The following is a 17375-nucleotide window of genomic DNA, read 5'->3' on the forward strand; positions in this document are numbered from 1 at the left end:
ATGGCGACGCAGTCGGTGGGTGCAGGAAAAGGATTTGCCTGGGTACTCGACACGCTCGGATTGATTCGGCGACATCCGGCGCAGATGCTCGGCGGCGCGGGTTGGGTGCTAGGCGTGACTCTGGCAGTGATGGTCGCTTTCCTGGTCCTCAACGTGGGGGCGATGTGGCTGGCTGCGGAGTCGCCCGTGGTTTCCTCCCTTATCGGGCTGCTCCTGAGTTTGCCTCTGATGTACATGTTCGTCGGGCTGTTCATCGGCTACCTGCGCATGGTCCACAAGCTCGATGCCGGGGAGCCTGCCTCGGCGACGGAAATTTTCGAAGGAATGCGTGACGTCGGGACCAATATGCGCGCATTCGGCGTGTACATGCTGCTGCTGGTGGCGACCTACCTGCTCGCCGGGATGCTGGTTGCGGTCCTGGCTCCCGACGTCGGGCGTTGGTACCTAGACGCGATGATGTCCAGTCCGCTGGAGCAACCGGCGCCACCACCGCCCGGATTCACGTCGGGATTCTTCAAGGTATTCCCGATCCTCCTCGCACTGTGCCTGTTCACGTATGCGGTGCAGGGCATCGGCGTCGCCCAGGTCGCGCTGCGCGACCGCGGGGTGATCGCCGCCATAGGCGACGGGTTCATGGGTGTAGTGAGGAATTTGATACCACTGTTGATGTTCCTGGTCGCCGCCGTCATCCTCTGGGTGGTGATAGCACTGGGTTTCGGCATCTTTTTGGCGCTGATCATGGCCTTGGTGCACTTCACTACGCAGTGGCTGTTGGTTCTGGCCGTTCCGCTCTACCTGCTGCTGTGCGGGCTCGCGATTGCGATCTCCTATGGCATGGGCTATCACCTGTGGCGCGACATCTGCGGCGGCGCCCCGGCGCCGGAAGTGGCCGCGTGACCCCGACTTCCACCCAACACTCCGGAACGAAGCGATGAACAACGTGAACAAGGTTGCGGCTTCGGCCGGTGCGCAATGGTTGCTCGATGGCTTCTCGGTGCTGCGAAAGGCGCCGCTGGGGCTGGGTCTGCTGGGCGCGATCTATGGCGCCATCGCCCTGGTCGTGGCGATCCTGGCGAGCCGGTCGCCGGCACTGATGAGCCTGCAGCTGCTGATGATGCTGGTCGGGCCGTTGCTGGCGGGCGGCATCGTGTTCGCCGTGCGCAGCGTCGAGCAGGGCGGCCAGGCCAAGCCTTCGCACTTGCTCGAAGGCTTCCAGGCGGGCCGCCTCGGCCGCCTGCTGCTCACATTGCTGCCCAATCTTGGAGCGCTGCTGCTGTGCCTGGTGCTGCTCGTTGCGATGGTGGGGCAGACTGCGCTGGCCGAGATGGTGCAGTTGATGGAGCAGGCCGCCGCGCAGGCGCAGCCGGATCCGGAACTGTTCTCCACGTTGCCGCTCGGCCGCCTCGCGCTGTGGATGCTGCTGTCGCTGGTGATCGGCATCGTCGCCAGCTTCTTCACCTTCGTGGCGATCCCCGAGATCATGTTCACCGGCAACGGCGCATTCTCGGCGATGGGCCACAGCTTCCGCGCCTGCGTGCGCAACCTGCCGGCGCTGATCGTGTTCCTGTTCGTGACCTTCATTGCCGTGATCGCGATCTATATCGTGGTCATGATCGTCGGCGTGATCGCGCGCGCGATAGGCGGCGACCTGGCGATGAACGTGGTGACCCAGCTGCTGCTGATGGCCGTGCTGATGCCGGTGATGATGGGTGCGGTGTACTCGGCCTGGAAGCAGATGCTCGATGCCGGCACTGCTGCACCCGTTGCGCCGGCCGCGGGTTTCGAGGCCTGACGTTCAGTCCCCGGCGTCGCGGGCCATGACCCGCGCGCCGGCGATCCTGTCGTGCAACGCACGCCTGTCCGGCGGCAGTGCGGCCATCGCGTGGCCGAGGTTGAGGGTGAGCCATGACAGCAGCCCGGCCACGTGGCGCAGCAGGACCCGCGGCCAGGGCAGCCGTTCTCCGGCCATGCCGGTGACTTTCATCCCGAGCAGGCGCTTGCCCGGCGAGCCCTGCCAGGGCGACAGCTCGCCGCCGGCGTGGACCAGCAGCGCCAACAGCGCATAGCCCAGCAGCAGCGGCAGGAACAGCTGCCACAGCGCGGCGTGCAGCACGGTGGCCGCCTCCAGCAGGCGCGGATCGTGCACCAGCCGGGGCACCATCGCCGCAACCGGCGTGCCCAGCATCATCTCGTCGTACATCGCGTCGGCGGTGCGCTCGGACAATTGCCGCATGGCGTAGGCCGAAGCCTGCCAGCCGGACGAAACCCGCGGCCAGGCGAATGCGACGGCGGCGGCGGAGATCGCCAGGAAGTCCAGTGTCCACGCCGCGCTGCGGCGCCAGAAGCCGGCCGGCGTCATTCCGGCTTGCGGGCCAGTGCGGCCGAAACCAGGATGCCGGCTTCGTACAGCGCGACCATCGGGATGGCCAGCATCAGTTGCGAGATCACGTCCGGCGGGGTGATCACCGCGGCGATCACGAAGACGCCTACGATGGCGTAGCCGCGCCATTCGCGCAGCTGCGCCGGCGTCACCCAGCCCAGCAGGACCAGGATCACCAGCGCCACCGGCAATTCGAAACTGGCGCCGAAGGCCAGGAAGATCACCAGCACGAAATCGAGGTAGGCGTTGATGTCGGTCATCATCGCCACGCCGGCCGGCGTGACGCTGGCCAGGAAGCCGAACACCGCCGGCAAGACCAGGAAATACGCAACCGCGCAGCCGGCATAGAACAGCGTGAGCGCCGAGGCCAGCAGCGGCATCGCCAGGCGGCGCTCGCGCTGGTACAGGCCGGGCGCGACGAAGGCCCACAGTTGGTACAGCAGCCACGGCATCGCCACGACCACGGCGACGAAGAACGCGAGCTTGACCGGTGCGAAGAACGGCGAGGCCACCTCGACGGCGATCAACTGCCCGCCGCGCGGCAGCTTGTCCAGCAACGGCTGTGCGAGATAGGCATAGAGCCGGTTGGCGAACGGCAGCAGGGCCACGAACACCAGCATCAGCCCGGCGACCGCGCGCAGCAGGCGCGAGCGCAGTTCCACCAGGTGGTCGAACACGGTCGGCGTGTCGGTGGCGTCGTCAGCCCCGGTCATGGCCTTCTTCGTCCGGCGCCAGCCCCTTGCGCAGTTCGGCCTGCGCCTCGCGCATGGCGGCGCCGGCATCCTTCATGCTGCGCTGCATGTCCTCGGCGGCGAGGTCGCGTTCGAGTTCCGCGCGCACGGAGTGCCATTGCGCGCGTGCGCGCCGCACCCACAGGCCGGCGAAACGGGCAGCCCGCGGCAGGCGCTCGGGGCCGAGCACCAGCAGGGCGACCACGGCGATCACCAGCAGTTCGGTGAATCCGACGTCGAACATGTCCCGGCCGGGTCAGCGCACGACCGGCGGGTTCCGGTCGTCGTCGTCCTTCGCGCCGTCGTTGGGGTCCTTTTTCGCTTCAGGATCCTCGTTGAGGCCCTTCTTGAAGCCGCGCATCGCCTCGCCCAGGTCCTGGCCGACGTTCTTCAGGCGCTTGGTCCCGAAGACCAGCACCACGATCACCAGCACGATGAGCCAATGCCAGAGGCTGAAACCACCCATGTCGTTGCGCCGGTTGGAGGGGCCGACAGGATACCGCAGGACGCTACTGGGCCGGCGGTAGCGGTTCGATGGTGGCGGGGTTCTCGACCGGCTCGAATGCCCCCGGCTGCGGCGCCTGCACCGTGGTCGGCGCGGCGACCGGTTCGGTCACGGCGGTGCCGGCGGCCGGCGCAGGCGTGCTCGCGGGTGCGGCTGGCCTGGCCGGCGCATTGTCCGAATCGCCCGCCCGCGCGGCGCGCGCGGCGGCGGTGGCTTCTTCCAGCGCATCGCGGAAGCTGACGATGGCGTTGGACGGGCGCTGGCTGTAACGGTCCTCGAAGACCATGCGCGGCGTGGTGTCGCGGCCGTACACGGCCTCGTTGGCGCGATCGTCGATCGAGAGCACGGCACCGTCGATGGCGACGCCGGCGAACAGGCCGCGGGCGCGCGACCACGACCAGATCTCCGCCTTCAGCTGTCCGTCGGTTGCGGCCGCGGCGTTGCGGCCCACGGGGCCGGCGGCCACCCCGGCGTCGGCGCCAAGGGTGAACTTGCCGTTGACGATCGAGTCCAGGCCGCGCTCGCTGCGGAACACCAGCACGATGTCGGCCGACGGCACGCCGGCCTGGAAGCCGATGCTGCCGCCGGTCATGGTGACGAAGGCCGGGTTGGACCAGGTGCCGTCGTCGCGCTTGACCGAGAGCAGGCCGTGGCCCCGGCGGCCACCGATCACCAGGCCGGCCTTGATGCTGTCGGGCACGACCACGATCGCGTGCGCCTCGTCGAAGAGCTTCTCCGGGATCGCCGATTCCGGGATCGCCTGGATGTCGGTGAGCACGCGAACCGCGTTCTGCGCGCGCGCATCCTCGTCGGTGCCGGCGAGGGCGGCGGGGGACAAGGCGAGCAGCAAGGCCAGCAGGGGCAGACGCATCAGGGACATGGCGGGACTCCGGGGGGTGCGGTCGGCGTTCAGGCTAGAAGCGGAGGCATGAATAGCTTGGGAATGCGATCCTATCGCGATGAAGGACGCAGTTCTCCTGGTGAACCTGGGCACGCCCGATGCCCCGACTGCCCAGGCGGTTTCCCGATACCTCGACGAGTTCCTTTCGGACTCGCGGGTGGTGTCGCTGCCGCGCTGGCTGTGGCTGCCGCTGCTGCGGCGGGTGGTGCTGCCGCGGCGGGCGCCGAAGGTGGCCTCCAAGTACGCCTCGGTCTGGCTGCCCGGCGGCTCGCCGCTTGAAGTGCATACCCGCGCGCTGGCGGACGCCGTCGCGCAGCGCATGCCGGGCGTGCCGGTGCGCCATGCCATGCGCTACGGGCAGCCGGCCCTGGCGGCGGCATTGGCGCAACTGCGCGACGAGGGCTGCGGGCGGATCCTGGTGCTGCCGCTGTACCCCCAGTTCTCCACCACTACGACGTCGTCGGTGGCCGACGTGGTCGCGCGGGCAGGCGGCCAGGGTATCCGCATGCTCGAGGACTACCACCTGGATCCGGGCTGGGTGTCGGCCGTCGCCGGTTCGATCCGTGCCCATTGGCAGGCGCGCGGCCGCGGCGAACACCTGCTGATGTCCTTCCATGGCCTGCCGCAGCGCGTGGTCGACCGCGGCGATCCGTATGCGAACCAGTGCGAGGCCAGCGCGCATGCGATCGCGGCGGCACTGGAGTTGCCGGCCGACGCCTGGTCGCTCGCTTACCAGTCGCGCTTCGGTGCCGGCAAGTGGCTGCAGCCGGCCACCATCGACCGGCTCGACGCGCTGGCTGCGGGCGGCGTGCGCAAGGTCGACGTCGTCTGCCCGGGTTTCGCCGCCGACTGCCTGGAAACACTGGAAGAGATCGGGATGATGCTGGCGGAACATTTCGCCGGGAAGGGCGGCGAACTGCGCGCCATCGCCTGCCTCAACGACGCGCCAGCGCACGCCGACGCGATCGCGGCCCTGGCCGCGCGGGATTTGGCGGCCTGGTGATGGCCATCGCGCTGCGCGAGTTCACCCTCGATATTCCGTCCGGGCGCATCGCCGGGCTGCGCGGCGGAGCCGCCAACGCCCCCAACGTGATGGCGCTGCACGGCTGGCTCGACAACGCCGCCAGCTTCGTGCCGCTGGCCGCGCATCTGGACGGCATCGAGCTGGTCGCTCCCGACCTGCCGGGCCACGGCCGCAGCGCGCATCTTCCGCTTGGCGCCGACTACTCGTTCGCCGCCGCGGTCAACGCCGTGCTCGACATCGCCGATGCGCTGGGCTGGGAACGCTTCTCGCTGCTCGGGCACTCGATGGGCGCGGGCATCGCCAGCCTGGTGGCCGCGGCCTGCCCGGAACGTATCGAACGCGTGCTCGCGATCGAAGCGCTGGGCGCGCTGGCCGAGGAACCGGAACGCACCGGACAGCGACTGCGCGATGCGATCGCGGCCACGCGCGCGCTGAAGGGCAAGCGCCTGCGTGTGTTCCCGGACATTGCCATCGCGGTGCGCGCGCGCATGCAGGGCGTCACCGGCAGCGCACTGGAGGAAGGGGCCGCGCGCTTGTTGGTCGAACGCGGCCTGGTGCCGGTGCCCGACGCTGGCGGCATGGGTTATGCGTGGAGCAGCGATCCGCGCCTGACTCTGCCGACGATGGTGCGCATGACCGAGCCGCAGGTGCGCGACCTCATCGGCTCGATCCAGTGTCCGGTGCGGGTCATCCACGCCGATCCGCCGCAGCCCTACCTGCCCGAGCCGCTGCGCAGCGAGCGCGCCGCCCTGCTGCCGCACGGCGAACTGGTGGTGATGCCCGGCGGCCATCACCTGCACATGGAACAGCCGGCGGAAGTGGCCGCCGCGATCGGCGACTTCTTCCGCCTGTGACCCGGCAGGCTTACTGGCGCTTCTGCGACAGCTGCACGCTGTAGACCACGCCGTTGCCCGAGTCGGTGGAGAACGACATCAGCGCGGTGCGGTCGTCGTTCTCGTAGGCGAGCAGGTGGTTGGTGTCGTCGTCGGTGGCGGCCATCGACTGCTTCCAGCCGGCGTCCAGCATCTGCTGGCGGGCGGCCTGCGACGCGTCGCCCAGGTCGCCGCCGGTGCGCACGGAGACCATGGTGAAACCGGCCGAATCGACCACGCTGTCGATCTCGTAGTCCGCGGGCAGGTAGACGTCCTTCGGGAAGCTCGCAGGCAGCCTGGCGCTGTCGCCGCTGCTGATGGTCATCGCCTTGTCGCCTTCGCCGAAGGTGACCTTGTCGCCATCGTCCTCGACGGCAACCTTGTTCCCGGTGATCGCGCTCAGCGCGGCGCCGGCGGCGCGTTCCTCGGGCGACTTGCCGCAGGCGGCCAGGGCGGCCATGAGCGAGACGGAAACAGCGAACACGACAACCTTGCGCATTACGGACTCCTGGTGGGAAAAGCGGGCCCTGCCTGGGCCGTCAGGAGCCAAGACGGAGTCGGGGGCCACAAGCGGCCATCAACCCAGCAGCGCGCGCAGTGCCGCCTTGGTCCGGCGGCCGTGGTCGTGGAACCAGTCGCGCTCGTCGCGCCAGGCCGGGAAGCGGCTTTCGACCTCGCGCCAGAACGCGCGCGAATGGTCCGCGCGCGCCAGGTGGCACAGTTCGTGGACCAGCACGTATTCGAAGGCCGAGGGCCGCGCCAGCACCAGCGAGAGGTCCAAGGCCACCGTGCCGTCGGGCGCGAGCGAACCCCATTGCGAGGACATCACCTTCAGCCGCACCTGGCGCGGCGTGCGCGGCAGGCCTGCCAGGTAGCGCGGCATCCAGCGGTGGATGTCGGCGCGCGCCTCGCCTTCGTAGAAATCGCGCAGGGCGCGGCGCATGCCCTGTTCGCTCGGCCTGGCCGGCAGCGTGAACACCAGGCCGCCGTCGGTGTCCGCCTGCAGCCGCGCGTAGCGGCCTTCCTGCCAGCGCAGCGGCAACGGCTGCGCGCGCAATGGCAGGGTGGCGGTGACGCCGGGCTGCAACGGTTCGATCGCGTCGGTGGCGTAATGCGCCAGCTGTTCGGCGACCCAGTCGCGGTGTTCGGCAAGGAAGCGTTCGCCCGACACCGCGCTGGCGCGCGGCGGCAGCGTCAGCCGCGCACCGCGTTCGTCCACGCACAGCTTGAGCCGGCGCGCACGCGGGTCGCGTACCCGTGCGACGGGCACGGTGCGGCCGTCGGCGAGCGCGAGTTCGATGCTGTCGCGCTCGATCGTCCGTAGTCGTTGCATGCGACTATTTTGACAGCTTCAGCGCCGGCTCGAGTACGCTGAACAGGCGCTTGAGTTCGCCGGCCATCAATGCGAAGCGCGCATCGAGCTCTGCGTGAAGGTCTTCACGCTCGGTCGACTCCAGTCCGTCGACCGCGCCGTCGAGCAGCTTGAACTTGCGCAGCACCAGGTCTTCGCCGAGCACGAATGAAGCGTGGTCGTCGAGGGTGAGTGCCAGTCGCGCGACCTGCTTGCCCGATTCCAGGTGCTTGCCGATCTCGTCGCCGGTGAGTTCCTGGCGCTGGCACTTGACCACCGCGCCCTTGTCGGCGGCGTCGCGTAACTCGCATTCATCGCCCAGCGTCAGGCCGTCGGGCAGCGGCTCGCCGGCGATCCAGCCGGTGAGTACCGCGCGCGGCGCGACTTCGGCATTGAGCGGCAGCGCCGGGAAGCTGCCCAGCGCGTTGCGGATCTCCGACACCACGTTCTCGGCCTGCTTGCGCGAGGAGGTGTCGACCACGCAGATGCCGTGCTCGAGGTCGAGGATGGCATCGGTGCGGCCGGGCCGCACGAACGCGCGCGGCAGCAGCTCGTGCACCAGGTCTTCCTTCAGCCGCTTGCGGGTGCGCCCACCGGGACGGCGGCCTTCCTTCTGCTCGATCTCGGCCAGCTTCTTCTGCAGCAGGTCGTTGACCACCGCGCCGGGCAGCAGCTTGTCCTCGCTGCCGACGCTGAGCCAGATCGCATCGCCGATGCGGTGCGACAGGGCCTCGGCATCGCGGCCGAAGGGCGGGATGAAGCCGCGCGACGACAGCTCCAGCGCACCGACCGGCTTGAGCGCGCAGTTGGCGAGCTGGGTGTCGAGGTCGGAGAGGTCGAGCGAAGCGGGGAAGCGGAAGAACGTCAGGTTGCGGAAGAACATTCGGAGAGCCGGGAGAGGGGAGAGGGGAGATGGGAGACGGGAGATGGGAAACGGATGCGAGTCGGGCGGTCGGAGCTATTGCTCTTCCTTCTCCCTCTTCCCGTCTCCCGTCTCCCGCCCATCGAGCCACGCATGCGCATCCGGCAACACGCCGTTCCCGCGCTTGCCCAGCGCGAGGAAATCGAACAGGGCCGGATCGCTCAGTTGCGAGGGGCGGATGTCGCCCAGCGCGCGCGCGATGGTCTCGATGCGGCCGGGCGATTCCTTCTCCCAGGCGTCGAGCATCTTCTTGACCTGCTTGCGCTGCAGGTTCTCCTGCGATCCGCAGAGGGTGCAGGGAATGATCGGGAACGCCTTCGCCTCGGCGTACGCCGCGATGTCGTCCTCGCGCACGTAGGCCAGCGGCCGGATCACCACGTGCTTGCCGTCGTCGGACAGCAGCTTGGGCGGCATGCCGCTGAGCTTGGCGTGGAAGAACAGGTTGAGGAAGAACGTGGCCACCAGGTCGTCGCGGTGGTGGCCAAGGGCGATCTTCGTGAAGCCGTTCTGCTCTGCGTAGGTGTACAGCGCGCCGCGGCGCAGGCGCGAGCACAGCGAGCACATGGTCTTGCCTTCCGGGATCACCCGCGACACGACCGAATAGGTGTCCTGCTCCAGGATGTGGAAGTCCACGCCCAGCGAACGCAGGTAGCCGGGCAGCACGTGTTCCGGGAAGCCGGGCTGCTTCTGGTCGAGGTTGACCGCGGTGAGCGAGAACGGCACCGGCGCCTTCTTCTGCAGCTGCAGCAGCACGTCCAGCATGGTGTAGCTGTCCTTGCCGCCGGACAGGCAGACCATGATCTTGTCGCCGGCTTCGATCATGCCGAAATCGGCGATCGCGCGGCCCACCTGGTGGCGCAGGCGCTTGGCCAGCCGGGTCGGTTCGTGCTGGCGCCGGGCGGCGCGCGACACGGGTTCGGCGAGGGGAATGGCCCCGTTCGGGGAGATGGCGACAGGCATGCGCCATTGTAGCGTCGGCTGGCGCTAAGCTTGGCGACTCATGAGCGCGCCCACATGAACCAGCCCACCGACCCAGCCGAACTGGCCATCCTGGCCGAGCGCCTGCTGATGCTGCGGCAGGAGCATCGCGACCTCGACGAGGCCATCGTCCGCCTGCAGGCCGACATCGAAGCGGACGAACTGGCGGTCAAGCGGCTGAAGAAGCGCAAGCTGCAGCTCAAGGACCAGATCGCGCGGCTCGAGAGCGACCTGATCCCCGACGAGCCGGCCTAATCCTTCCTGATCGCTTCCGGACTGATCTTCTCGATCGTGTGGCGCAGTTCGCGCCCGAGGATGACCTTGGCGTCGCGCGCCCAGGCCGACAGCCGGTCGTCGAACACCAGCTTGCTGTTCTCGTCGGGCCAGACCAGGCGCAGTTCCTTGAGCTTCTGGATGAAGCCGCGGAACAGGGACTTGTCGAAGAACTCGGGTGCGGCCGGCGCGTACAGCAGGCTCAGGCGCTGCGCCGCCATCTGGCACATGGTTTCCAGTTCGCCGGCGCCCAGGGTGCCGGGGCCGTTCTTCGCCAGCACCGAAATCGCGATGTAGTAGCGCTCGAACGCCTGCTGCAGCGGATGGCCGATGGCGCGCAGGCGGAAGACCTCGTCGGACTGGCCAGAGTTGCGGGCCAGGATGCCGCCGTCGTCATCGCTGACCTGCTCCAGCAGCCCCTCGCGCACGAACACGTCGATGGTGCGCTCCAACCGCCCGGTGAACTCCTCGTCGGTCCACGGCAGGAACAGTTCCGCCTTCAGGAACGGATACATCGACTGGCCCAGGCGCAGCACTGCCTGCCGCGGCATGCGCCGGTTGTGCTGGAAGCAGCAGGCGATCCAGCCCGACGCAGTGAACAGGTGCAGCACGTTGTTGCGGAAGTAGCTCAACTGCACCGCGGTGGCCGGATCCACGGCGATCACGTCGCCCAGCGGATGCGCGGTGCGCGTGAGCATCGCGATCTCCTCGCCGTGCGCCACGATCTGCTCGGGCGTGTGCGGGGTGACGGTGACGCGGTCGCCGTAGGGCACTTCGGTCAGCAGCGTCTTCGACAGGGCGATCTGCGCCAGCAGGTCGGATTCGCCCATCGCGTGCTTGGGCGTGGACAGCAGCGCCAGCGCCAGCAGGTTGACCGGGTTCACGTCGGCGGCGCGATTGACGTTGACCTGGATCCGTTGCGCGGTCGCATCGACGGTGCCCGACAGCCAGTCTGGCCGCTCGCCGTCCGGCAGTGGCGATCGGTCCCAGTCCGGCGCGTGCGCGGCGAGCATGTCGTCGAGCAGCACCGGCTCGCCGAAGTTCACCACCACCTGGCCGTAGTTGCTGCGCAGCACCTTGGGGATGCCCATCAGCAGGCCGAGGATCGACTCCTTCTCCTTCGGCTTGCCGACCAGTTCGTCCTGGTAGCTGTCGCCTTCCATCAGCTTCTCGTAGCCGATGTATACCGGCTGGAACAGCACGGGGCGGGTCGGCTGGCGCAGGTAGGCGCGCACGGTCATCGCCAGCATGCCGCCCTTGGGCTGCAGCAGCCGGCCGGTGCGCGAACGCCCGCCCTCGATGAAGTACTCCAGCGAGTAGCCGCCGGCGACGAGCTGCGCCACGTATTCGCCCAGCACCGCCGAGTACAGCGCGCTGCCGCGGATCGAACGGCGGATGTAGAACGCGCCGCCCTTGCGCAGGATGGTGCCGATCACCGGCAAGTTGAGGTTGATGCCCGCCACGATGTGCGGCGGCACGATGCCGCGCGTATACAGCAGGTAGCTCAGCAGCAGGTAGTCCATGTGGCTGCGGTGGCTGGGGACGTACACCACTTCGTGCCCCGGCGCGGCCTGCTTGAGCGTGTCCAGGTGGTGGACCAGCACGCCACGGTAGATCCGGTTCCAGACCGAGGTCAGCAGGAACGACACCGAGCGCACCACGGGGTGCGAATAGTCGGCGGCGATCTCGTAGGCGATCGCGTGCGCCTTCTTCCAGGCCGCATCGAGGCTGCTCTTGTCGCGGCGCGCCTGGTCGGCGATCGCGTCGCGCACCGCGTCGGCGGCCAGCACCTTGTCCACCAGCAGGCGACGGGTGGACAGGTCGGGGCCGATCACCGCCTCGCGGATGCGATGGAAGTGGGTGCGCAGCACGCGCGAGAGCTTGCGCACCGTGCGTTCGGGGTCGAGGCCTTCCTCCAGCACCTCGCGCACCGACACCGGAGCGGCGAAATGGACCAGGGTGTCGCGGCCGTTGAGCAGGATCGCCAGCAGGCGGCGGAAGCGCCCGACCAGCGCCCAGTTCTCCGAGAACAGCACCGAGAACCAGCCGCTCTGCTTGTCCGGCGAGCGGCCGACGAAGATCGAGACCGGCACCAGGCGCACGTCCAGCGCCGGATCGTTGCGGTGGGCTTCGATCAGCCGCGCCAGCGAGCCGGAGTGGGTCTTCACCGGCGCCGGCTTGGCGGTGGCCAGGCTGGCGGCGCGGTTGAGGGTGCTGCCGGCATTGCGCCGGGACAGGGCGACATAGGCGCGCTTGCGCCCCAGCGGATCGCCGGGCAATGGGCTCAGCGGCGACGGCAACCCGGCCTCGCGGCAGGCACGGTCCAGGATCAGGGCGTTGGAAAGGCCGTAGTCCTCGAGCACGTAGCAGACCGGGCGCGGGTCCGGTTCGGGGCCGCCGGCGGGCTCGACCTTGAGCCCGATCCAGGGCGCCAGGATCCGGCCGAGCAGGCGCGCCCACCACGGTTGCCGGGCGCGGGCGCGCTGCCTGGACATCGGCGTGCGGGGGCTGCGGGGCGCCTCGGGCGGCGGCTGGGCCGGCTCGTCGAGGGGGAGATTGGGCTGGGTCGGCATCGGCGCCATTATCGCCGAGGCGTCGTGGCGGGCGCTGCCTGGGCCTGGGCCGGTGCCGCGTCTGCCGGATCGGGGACCGGGGCCGGCGGCAGCGGCCGGGCGATGGCGGCCTCGGCGTGGCGCAGGAAGTCCTCCACGTACCAGCGCTCGTCGATCCGGCGCAGGCTGACCACCGTGTCGATGTCGGCGCCGGCGAAGCGGTAACGCATCCGTACCCTGGCCTGGTCGCCGGTCTGCTGCTGCAGGCTGGCGTCGAGGGTTGCCAGGTCGGCGTTGAGATCCAGGCCGTAGCGCAGCAGCACCACCTTGAACGCGGCGGCGAAGGGGCCGAGCTTGCGCAGGCTCGCGGCCATACCGGCCTCGCGGAAGTCGGCGGCGGAGGCCAGGCCGGTGCGGCGTGCGGCCGCGGCGAGCTGGGCGATGGAATGCCCCGCGCGGTTGCGGTCGCCCAATGGCGCTTCCATGCCCCACTGGCTGGCCGCGGCGATCAGCTGGGTGTAGTGCAGGCGCTCGTCCTCGCTGTAGTCGCCTTCCTCGGCCACGTAGCGGGTGCCGAACACGCCCAGGGTCTGCGCGGCCGAACGCAGCTCGCGGCCGGCGCCCGCGAACTGGCGGTCGAAGGTCTGCTGCAACTGCTTTTCCGAGCCCGGGGCCGACAGCGCGGCAAGAATCGCCGGCAGGCGCCGGCCGAAGGGCAGTTCGTCCAGCGGCCAGCGGGTGCGGCCTTCGCTCCAGGCCACGACCAGCCTCTCGTGCATCTCCGGCGGCACCGCCTCCATCGCGAACGCCTCCAGCTCGTTGGCACGCAGGTGCGCGGTGAGCTGGCGCACGGCCTGGGCCGGCTTGCGCGCCGCACGGGTGTCGGGCGGCGCGGCGACTTCGTCGCCCGCCGGTGGGCGGCATCCCGGCAGCGCGACCAGGCAGGCGCCGAGGAGGGCGGCGCATGAAAATTGCGTGAAGGTTCGGATCGCCATCGCCGCATCTTGGCAAAGAAAAGGAGGCCGGTGGCCTCCTCAAATCCGGCCGGGCCGGAGGACAGTCAGTTGTGGCATGGCTCCGGACGTGCCGGATGCGAGCAGGCTAGCGCGGCCGCGAAATTGATGCAATACCTCAGATTAGGTGATGCAACATGTTGATTTCGTTAGCGCGCATCGTCCAGCGCCGCTTCCTTGGCCGCGCGCTGCTGCACGGGCGACAGGCTCCAGTCGTTGCCGAACAGGGCCGGCTCCCAGGCGCCGTACATCGGGTTGGGCAGGGTCCACCAGCGCTCGCCCACCCAGTCCAGGGAGGGCTCGACCGCGGCCCGGCGTCCCGCCGGGCTGTTGTCCGCGGTGTGGATGAAGTCGCCGACCTGGTCGCCGAACTGCATCAGCACGCGGTGCGTGCGGCCGACCAGCTGGCGGCGGCAGTCCTTGGGCGAGCCGGTGCCTTGGCAACCCTCGACCACGGTGCCCTTGCCCAGGAACTGGTTGGCATCGGCGATCGGGAACCCGGCCTTGCGCAGGTTGGCTACCGTCGCCTCGGCCTGGTCGGCCTCACGGTTGCTGACGTAGAACACGGTGACGCCCTTGGCCGCCGCGGCGGAGAGGAACTCGACCGCGCCCGGCAGGGGCTTCGCTGCGGCCTGCTGCACCCAGGCGTTCCAGTCGGCGTCGTTGAACGGCTTGTCGTCGACGATCTGGCGCACCTGCTCGGGCGAGTTGTCGAGCACGGTCTCGTCGACGTCGACGATGATCGCCGGCGGCAGGCCGGACGGATCGTTGCTGCGGTCGCCCTTCGGCAGCGCATCCCACGACTTGTCGGCCAGCGCGGCGCCCAGGTGCGCGGCGGCCGCGCCATAGACCTGCCGGAACACAAGGTCGCGCTCCACCGACGTCTGGAACCAGACGGTCGCGTTGAGATCGTCGTTCGGCGGCGGGGCCTGGACGACATAGGCGCTGCTGGCGCTGGACTGCGCCGCGGCGGCGCTGGCCGCGGGATCGCCATGGGTGGCGACGCTGACGCAGCCGGCAAGCAGGGCGGCGGAAAGGAAGGAAACGGCGAGGCGCATGGTCGGCTCCGGTGTCTGACCGGGAGAGTCTAGCCGCTGCTACGACTCCAGTAGCGCCTTGATCGCGGCGAAGCCGGCACTGGCGCGCTCGGCCTTGCGTTCGGCATCGGCGACGGGATCGGCGCCGTCGCGCTGTAGTTCGGCCGCCGGCAGTTCATCGAGGAAGCGGCTCGGCGACAGCCGCAGGCGGTCCCCCCACTTTTGCGCCTCGCGCGCATGCGACAGCCACAGCGCCTCCTTGGCGCGGGTGATGCCGACGTAGAGCAGGCGGCGCTCCTCGTCGAGGCGGCCTTCCTCGATGCTGGCTTCGTGCGGCAGGTTGCCGTCCTCGACGCCGACGATGAACACGTAGCGGAACTCCAGGCCCTTGGCGGCATGCAGGCTCATCAGCCGCACCTGGTTGCCGGCGTCGCCCTTGTCGGCGTGCGATAGCAGCGCCAGCGCGGCGGCGAGGTCGCCGGGGCCGGCATTCCTGCCGCCATCGAACCAGTCGGCCAGTTCGTCGAGGTTGCGGCGGCGCGCCTGGAATTGCGCCTCGTCCTTGCATTGCGCGCGCAGCATCGCCAGCAGGCCGCTGCGCTCGTTGAGCTTGCGCACCAGTTCGGCCGGTGCCAGCTTCGCCGCCTCGGCGCGCAGGCCGCGGACGATCCCGGTGAACTCCTGCAACGCATTGCCCGAGCGCGCCGGCAACTGCTTGAGCAGGGCGATCGATTCGGCCGCGCGACCCAGCGGCATGTGCGCGTGCTGCGCCAGTTCCGCCAGCTTCGCCAGGGTGGTGCCGCCGACGCCGCGCGGCGGCGAGGCGACCGCGCGCAGGAAGGCCGCGTCGTCGTCGGGATTGGCGACCAGGCGCAGCCAGGCCATCGCGTCCTTGACCTCGCCGCGGTCCAGGAACGCGGTGCCGCCGCTGAGGTGGTAGGGCACGCGCAGCAGCTGCAGCGCCTTCTCCAGCGCGCGCGACTGGTGGTTGCCGCGGAACAGCACGCAGAAGTCGCTCCACGGAGCTGAATTCTTCTGCGACTGGAACTGGATCTCGGCGGCGACCTTCTCGGCCTCGTGCGCCGCGTCCTTGCATTCCCACACGCGGATGCGGTCGCCGTCGGCGTTGCCGCTCCACAGCGTCTTGGGATGCTCGTGCGGGTTGTTGGCGATCAGCGCGTTGGCCGCGCGCAGCACGCGGTTGCTGCAGCGGTAGTTCTGCTCGAGCTTGACCACCTTCAGCGCCGGATAGTCCTGCGACAACTGCAGCAGGTTCTCCGGGTTGGCGCCGCGCCAGGCGTAGATCGACTGGTCGTCGTCGCCCACGCAGGTGAACAGGCCGCGCGGCCCGGCGATCGCCTTGAGCAGGCGGTACTGCGCGTCGTTGGTGTCCTGGCACTCGTCGACCAGCAGGTAGCCGATGCGCTCGCGCCAGGCCGCCACGCAGTCGGGGTCGGATTCCAGCAATTGCACCGGCAGCCGGATCAGGTCGTCGAAGTCGACCGCGTTGAACGTGGCCAGGCGCTGCTGGTAGCGCTTGTACAGCATCGCCGCCTCGCGCTCGCGCACGCTCGTGGCCGCTTCGGCGGCCTGCTCGGGCGAGAGGCAGGCGTTCTTGGCGCGCGACACGAGTTGGCGCACCGCATCGATCGCATCGGGCTTGGTACCCGGCGGCAGCAGGTCCTTGAACTGCGCGGCGGTGTCTTCCGAGTCGAAGATCGAGAAGCCGCGGCGCAGCCCCAGTTTGGCATGCTCGATCTGCAGCAGCTTCAGGCCCAGCGCGTGGAAGGTGCAGATCGTCAGGCCTTCGCCGGCGTCGCCCTTGAGCCGCCGCGCCACGCGTTCGCGCATCTCGCGCGCGGACTTGTTGGTGAAGGTGATCGCCGCGATCCGCTTCGCGGGCATCCGCCCGCTGCCCACCAGGTGCGCGATCTTCTCCACGATCACCCGGGTCTTGCCGCTGCCGGCACCGGCCAGCACGAGCAGGGGGCCGTCGGTGTGGAGGACGCCGGTTTGTTGGGCGGGGTTGAGCATCTGGGCGGGAAGGGAGACGGGAGAGGGGAAGAGGAAGACGAAAAACGCTGTCTGGTGCGTTGTGATGCACGGCAATTGTAAGATCACTGCATGGCCGATGCCGGGTCAATCGGCATCTCCCGTCTCCCGTCTCCCGTCTCCCCACCAATGGCCAAACTCTACTTCTACTACTCGGCAATGAATGCGGGAAAGACCACGACGCTCCTGCAGTCGGCGCACAACTATCGCGAGCGCGGGATGCGGGTGGCGATCCTGACGCCGCGCCTGGACCATCGCGACGGCAGCGGTACGGTCGCCTCGCGGATCGGGCTGCGCGCCGACGGGACGCCGTTCGGCCGGGACGACGACCTGGAACGCATGGTGCGCAACAGCGTCGACAACAACGGACCGCTGCATTGCGTGCTCGTCGACGAGGCGCAGTTCCTGACCCGCAGCCAGGTGTGGCAGCTCACCGAGATCGTCGACCGGCTGCGCATCCCGGTGCTGTGCTACGGCCTGCGCACGGACTTCCGCGGCGAGCTGTTCGAAGGCAGCCAGTACCTGCTGGCCTGGGCCGACGAGATCCAGGAGATCAAGACCATCTGCCACAGCGGCAGCAAGGCGACGATGACCGTGCGCGTCGACGACAAGGGCCGCGCGGTGCAGGACGGGCCGCAGGTGGAGATCGGCGGCAACGAGCGCTACGTCTCGGTGTCGCGCGCGGAGTTCAAGAAGATCGTGCGCGGCGAGGCGGAGATCGCGCCGCTGCAGGCGCCGCTATTGTAGGAGCGGCGGAAGCCGCGACATCGATTCGCGGCTTCCG

At 69.3% G+C, this 17375-nt stretch carries 18 protein-coding genes and 1 pseudogene; 6 read left to right on the forward strand and 13 right to left on the reverse strand.

The window, feature by feature from the left end:
* Together QAA18_RS07495 and QAA18_RS07500 are read left to right on the forward strand one after the other, a co-directional pair.
* Complete coding sequence (locus tag QAA18_RS07495) at positions 1-897, forward strand: hypothetical protein (RefSeq protein WP_279412280.1); 897 nt, start codon at positions 1-3, stop codon at positions 895-897.
* Between the two features lie 34 nt (positions 898-931).
* The gene (locus QAA18_RS07500) at positions 932-1792 is read left to right on the forward strand and encodes a BPSS1780 family membrane protein (protein WP_279412281.1); all 861 of its coding nucleotides are present in this window, start codon (positions 932-934) and stop codon (positions 1790-1792) included.
* Between the two features lie 3 nt (positions 1793-1795).
* Here the strand turns inward: QAA18_RS07500 and QAA18_RS07505 are convergent, their stop codons facing one another.
* The 5 genes and pseudogenes from QAA18_RS07505 to QAA18_RS07525 all read right to left on the reverse strand — a co-directional run bounded on the left by QAA18_RS07505 (position 1796) and on the right by QAA18_RS07525 (position 4487).
* Entirely contained in the window at positions 1796-2359 is a 564-nt protein-coding gene (locus QAA18_RS07505) for an RDD family protein (RefSeq protein WP_279412282.1), read from the reverse strand.
* The gene (gene tatC, locus QAA18_RS07510; RefSeq protein ID WP_279412283.1) at positions 2356-3093 is read right to left on the reverse strand and encodes a twin-arginine translocase subunit TatC; all 738 of its coding nucleotides are present in this window, start codon (positions 3091-3093) and stop codon (positions 2356-2358) included. Before tatC ends, QAA18_RS07505 begins: the two co-directional genes overlap by 4 nt.
* Positions 3094-3121: 28 nt before the next feature.
* Positions 3122-3355, reverse strand: a pseudogene (tatB, locus tag QAA18_RS07515) (Sec-independent protein translocase protein TatB); the annotation flags it as partial.
* Between the two features lie 12 nt (positions 3356-3367).
* Positions 3368-3577, reverse strand: a complete 210-nt coding sequence (gene tatA, locus QAA18_RS07520) for a Sec-independent protein translocase subunit TatA (RefSeq protein ID WP_279412284.1) — start codon at positions 3575-3577, stop codon at positions 3368-3370.
* A 43-nt stretch (positions 3578-3620) separates the two neighbouring features.
* On the reverse strand, positions 3621-4487 hold the full coding sequence (locus tag QAA18_RS07525) for a lipid-binding SYLF domain-containing protein (RefSeq protein ID WP_279412300.1): 867 nt from the start codon (positions 4485-4487) through the stop codon (positions 3621-3623).
* A gap of 88 nt (positions 4488-4575) precedes the next feature.
* Here QAA18_RS07525 and hemH point away from each other — a divergent pair, with 88 nt between their 5' ends.
* Positions 4576-5520 carry a ferrochelatase gene (gene hemH, locus QAA18_RS07530; protein WP_279412285.1) on the forward strand — a complete coding sequence of 315 codons (945 nt, stop codon included), beginning with the start codon at positions 4576-4578 and terminating at the stop codon, positions 5518-5520.
* A gap of 5 nt (positions 5521-5525) precedes the next feature.
* Positions 5526-6395 (forward strand): alpha/beta hydrolase, encoded by an 870-nt coding sequence (locus QAA18_RS07535; RefSeq protein WP_279412301.1) that lies wholly within the window; start codon positions 5526-5528, stop codon positions 6393-6395.
* A 10-nt stretch (positions 6396-6405) separates the two neighbouring features.
* On the opposite strand, the gene QAA18_RS07540 is transcribed toward QAA18_RS07535, so the two are convergent.
* The 4 genes from QAA18_RS07540 to ttcA all read right to left on the reverse strand — a co-directional run bounded on the left by QAA18_RS07540 (position 6406) and on the right by ttcA (position 9634).
* Positions 6406-6912 (reverse strand): hypothetical protein, encoded by a 507-nt coding sequence (locus QAA18_RS07540; protein ID WP_279412287.1) that lies wholly within the window; start codon positions 6910-6912, stop codon positions 6406-6408.
* A gap of 78 nt (positions 6913-6990) precedes the next feature.
* Positions 6991-7746 carry a SprT family zinc-dependent metalloprotease gene (locus QAA18_RS07545; protein WP_279412288.1) on the reverse strand — a complete coding sequence of 252 codons (756 nt, stop codon included), beginning with the start codon at positions 7744-7746 and terminating at the stop codon, positions 6991-6993.
* A gap of 4 nt (positions 7747-7750) precedes the next feature.
* Positions 7751-8647: a recombination-associated protein RdgC gene (locus tag QAA18_RS07550; protein ID WP_279412289.1), complete on the reverse strand. Its 897-nt coding sequence runs from the start codon at positions 8645-8647 to the stop codon at positions 7751-7753.
* Between the two features lie 75 nt (positions 8648-8722).
* Positions 8723-9634 carry a tRNA 2-thiocytidine(32) synthetase TtcA gene (gene ttcA, locus QAA18_RS07555; RefSeq protein ID WP_279412302.1) on the reverse strand — a complete coding sequence of 304 codons (912 nt, stop codon included), beginning with the start codon at positions 9632-9634 and terminating at the stop codon, positions 8723-8725.
* A gap of 66 nt (positions 9635-9700) precedes the next feature.
* Here ttcA and QAA18_RS07560 point away from each other — a divergent pair, with 66 nt between their 5' ends.
* Complete coding sequence (locus QAA18_RS07560; RefSeq protein WP_279412291.1) at positions 9701-9919, forward strand: YdcH family protein; 219 nt, start codon at positions 9701-9703, stop codon at positions 9917-9919.
* Here the strand turns inward: QAA18_RS07560 and plsB are convergent.
* The 4 genes from plsB to QAA18_RS07580 form a co-directional block, all read right to left on the reverse strand.
* Entirely contained in the window at positions 9916-12519 is a 2604-nt protein-coding gene (plsB, locus tag QAA18_RS07565) for a glycerol-3-phosphate 1-O-acyltransferase PlsB (protein WP_279412292.1), read from the reverse strand. The genes QAA18_RS07560 and plsB overlap by 4 nt on opposite strands.
* Positions 12519-13484: a hypothetical protein gene (locus tag QAA18_RS07570; protein ID WP_279412294.1), complete on the reverse strand. Its 966-nt coding sequence runs from the start codon at positions 13482-13484 to the stop codon at positions 12519-12521. Before QAA18_RS07570 ends, plsB begins: the two co-directional genes overlap by 1 nt.
* A gap of 167 nt (positions 13485-13651) precedes the next feature.
* A complete protein-coding gene (locus QAA18_RS07575; protein WP_279412295.1) occupies positions 13652-14560 on the reverse strand; it encodes an HAD family acid phosphatase in 909 nt (302 codons plus the stop codon).
* 39 nt (positions 14561-14599) lie between these two features.
* Entirely contained in the window at positions 14600-16573 is a 1974-nt protein-coding gene (locus tag QAA18_RS07580; RefSeq protein WP_279412296.1) for a UvrD-helicase domain-containing protein, read from the reverse strand.
* Between the two features lie 147 nt (positions 16574-16720).
* Between QAA18_RS07580 and QAA18_RS07585 the strand changes: the two genes are divergently transcribed.
* Positions 16721-17338 carry a thymidine kinase gene (locus QAA18_RS07585; protein WP_279412298.1) on the forward strand — a complete coding sequence of 206 codons (618 nt, stop codon included), beginning with the start codon at positions 16721-16723 and terminating at the stop codon, positions 17336-17338.
* Positions 17339-17375 lie beyond the last annotated feature (37 nt).

It is taken from the genome of Luteimonas sp. 8-5, from assembly GCF_029763755.1.
Taxonomy (GTDB): Bacteria; Pseudomonadota; Gammaproteobacteria; order Xanthomonadales; family Xanthomonadaceae; genus Cognatiluteimonas.

Excerpts from the sequence above, each read along its gene's own strand:
- QAA18_RS07495 (WP_279412280.1), top strand. The coding sequence starts at position 1 with ATGGCGACGCAGTCGGTGGGTGCAGGAAAAGGATTTGCCTGGGTACTC.
- QAA18_RS07500 (WP_279412281.1), top strand. The coding sequence starts at position 932 with ATGAACAACGTGAACAAGGTTGCGGCTTCGGCCGGTGCGCAATGGTTG.
- QAA18_RS07505 (WP_279412282.1), bottom strand. The coding sequence starts at position 2,359 with ATGACGCCGGCCGGCTTCTGGCGCCGCAGCGCGGCGTGGACACTGGAC.
- tatC (WP_279412283.1), bottom strand. The coding sequence starts at position 3,093 with ATGACCGGGGCTGACGACGCCACCGACACGCCGACCGTGTTCGACCAC.
- tatA (WP_279412284.1), bottom strand. The coding sequence starts at position 3,577 with ATGGGTGGTTTCAGCCTCTGGCATTGGCTCATCGTGCTGGTGATCGTG.
- QAA18_RS07525 (WP_279412300.1), bottom strand. The coding sequence starts at position 4,487 with ATGCGTCTGCCCCTGCTGGCCTTGCTGCTCGCCTTGTCCCCCGCCGCC.
- hemH (WP_279412285.1), top strand. The coding sequence starts at position 4,576 with ATGAAGGACGCAGTTCTCCTGGTGAACCTGGGCACGCCCGATGCCCCG.
- QAA18_RS07540 (WP_279412287.1), bottom strand. The coding sequence starts at position 6,912 with ATGCGCAAGGTTGTCGTGTTCGCTGTTTCCGTCTCGCTCATGGCCGCC.
- QAA18_RS07545 (WP_279412288.1), bottom strand. The coding sequence starts at position 7,746 with ATGCAACGACTACGGACGATCGAGCGCGACAGCATCGAACTCGCGCTC.
- QAA18_RS07550 (WP_279412289.1), bottom strand. The coding sequence starts at position 8,647 with ATGTTCTTCCGCAACCTGACGTTCTTCCGCTTCCCCGCTTCGCTCGAC.
- QAA18_RS07560 (WP_279412291.1), top strand. The coding sequence starts at position 9,701 with ATGAACCAGCCCACCGACCCAGCCGAACTGGCCATCCTGGCCGAGCGC.
- plsB (WP_279412292.1), bottom strand. The coding sequence starts at position 12,519 with ATGGCGCCGATGCCGACCCAGCCCAATCTCCCCCTCGACGAGCCGGCC.
- QAA18_RS07570 (WP_279412294.1), bottom strand. The coding sequence starts at position 13,484 with ATGGCGATCCGAACCTTCACGCAATTTTCATGCGCCGCCCTCCTCGGC.
- QAA18_RS07575 (WP_279412295.1), bottom strand. The coding sequence starts at position 14,560 with ATGCGCCTCGCCGTTTCCTTCCTTTCCGCCGCCCTGCTTGCCGGCTGC.
- QAA18_RS07580 (WP_279412296.1), bottom strand. The coding sequence starts at position 16,573 with ATGCTCAACCCCGCCCAACAAACCGGCGTCCTCCACACCGACGGCCCC.
- QAA18_RS07585 (WP_279412298.1), top strand. The coding sequence starts at position 16,721 with ATGGCCAAACTCTACTTCTACTACTCGGCAATGAATGCGGGAAAGACC.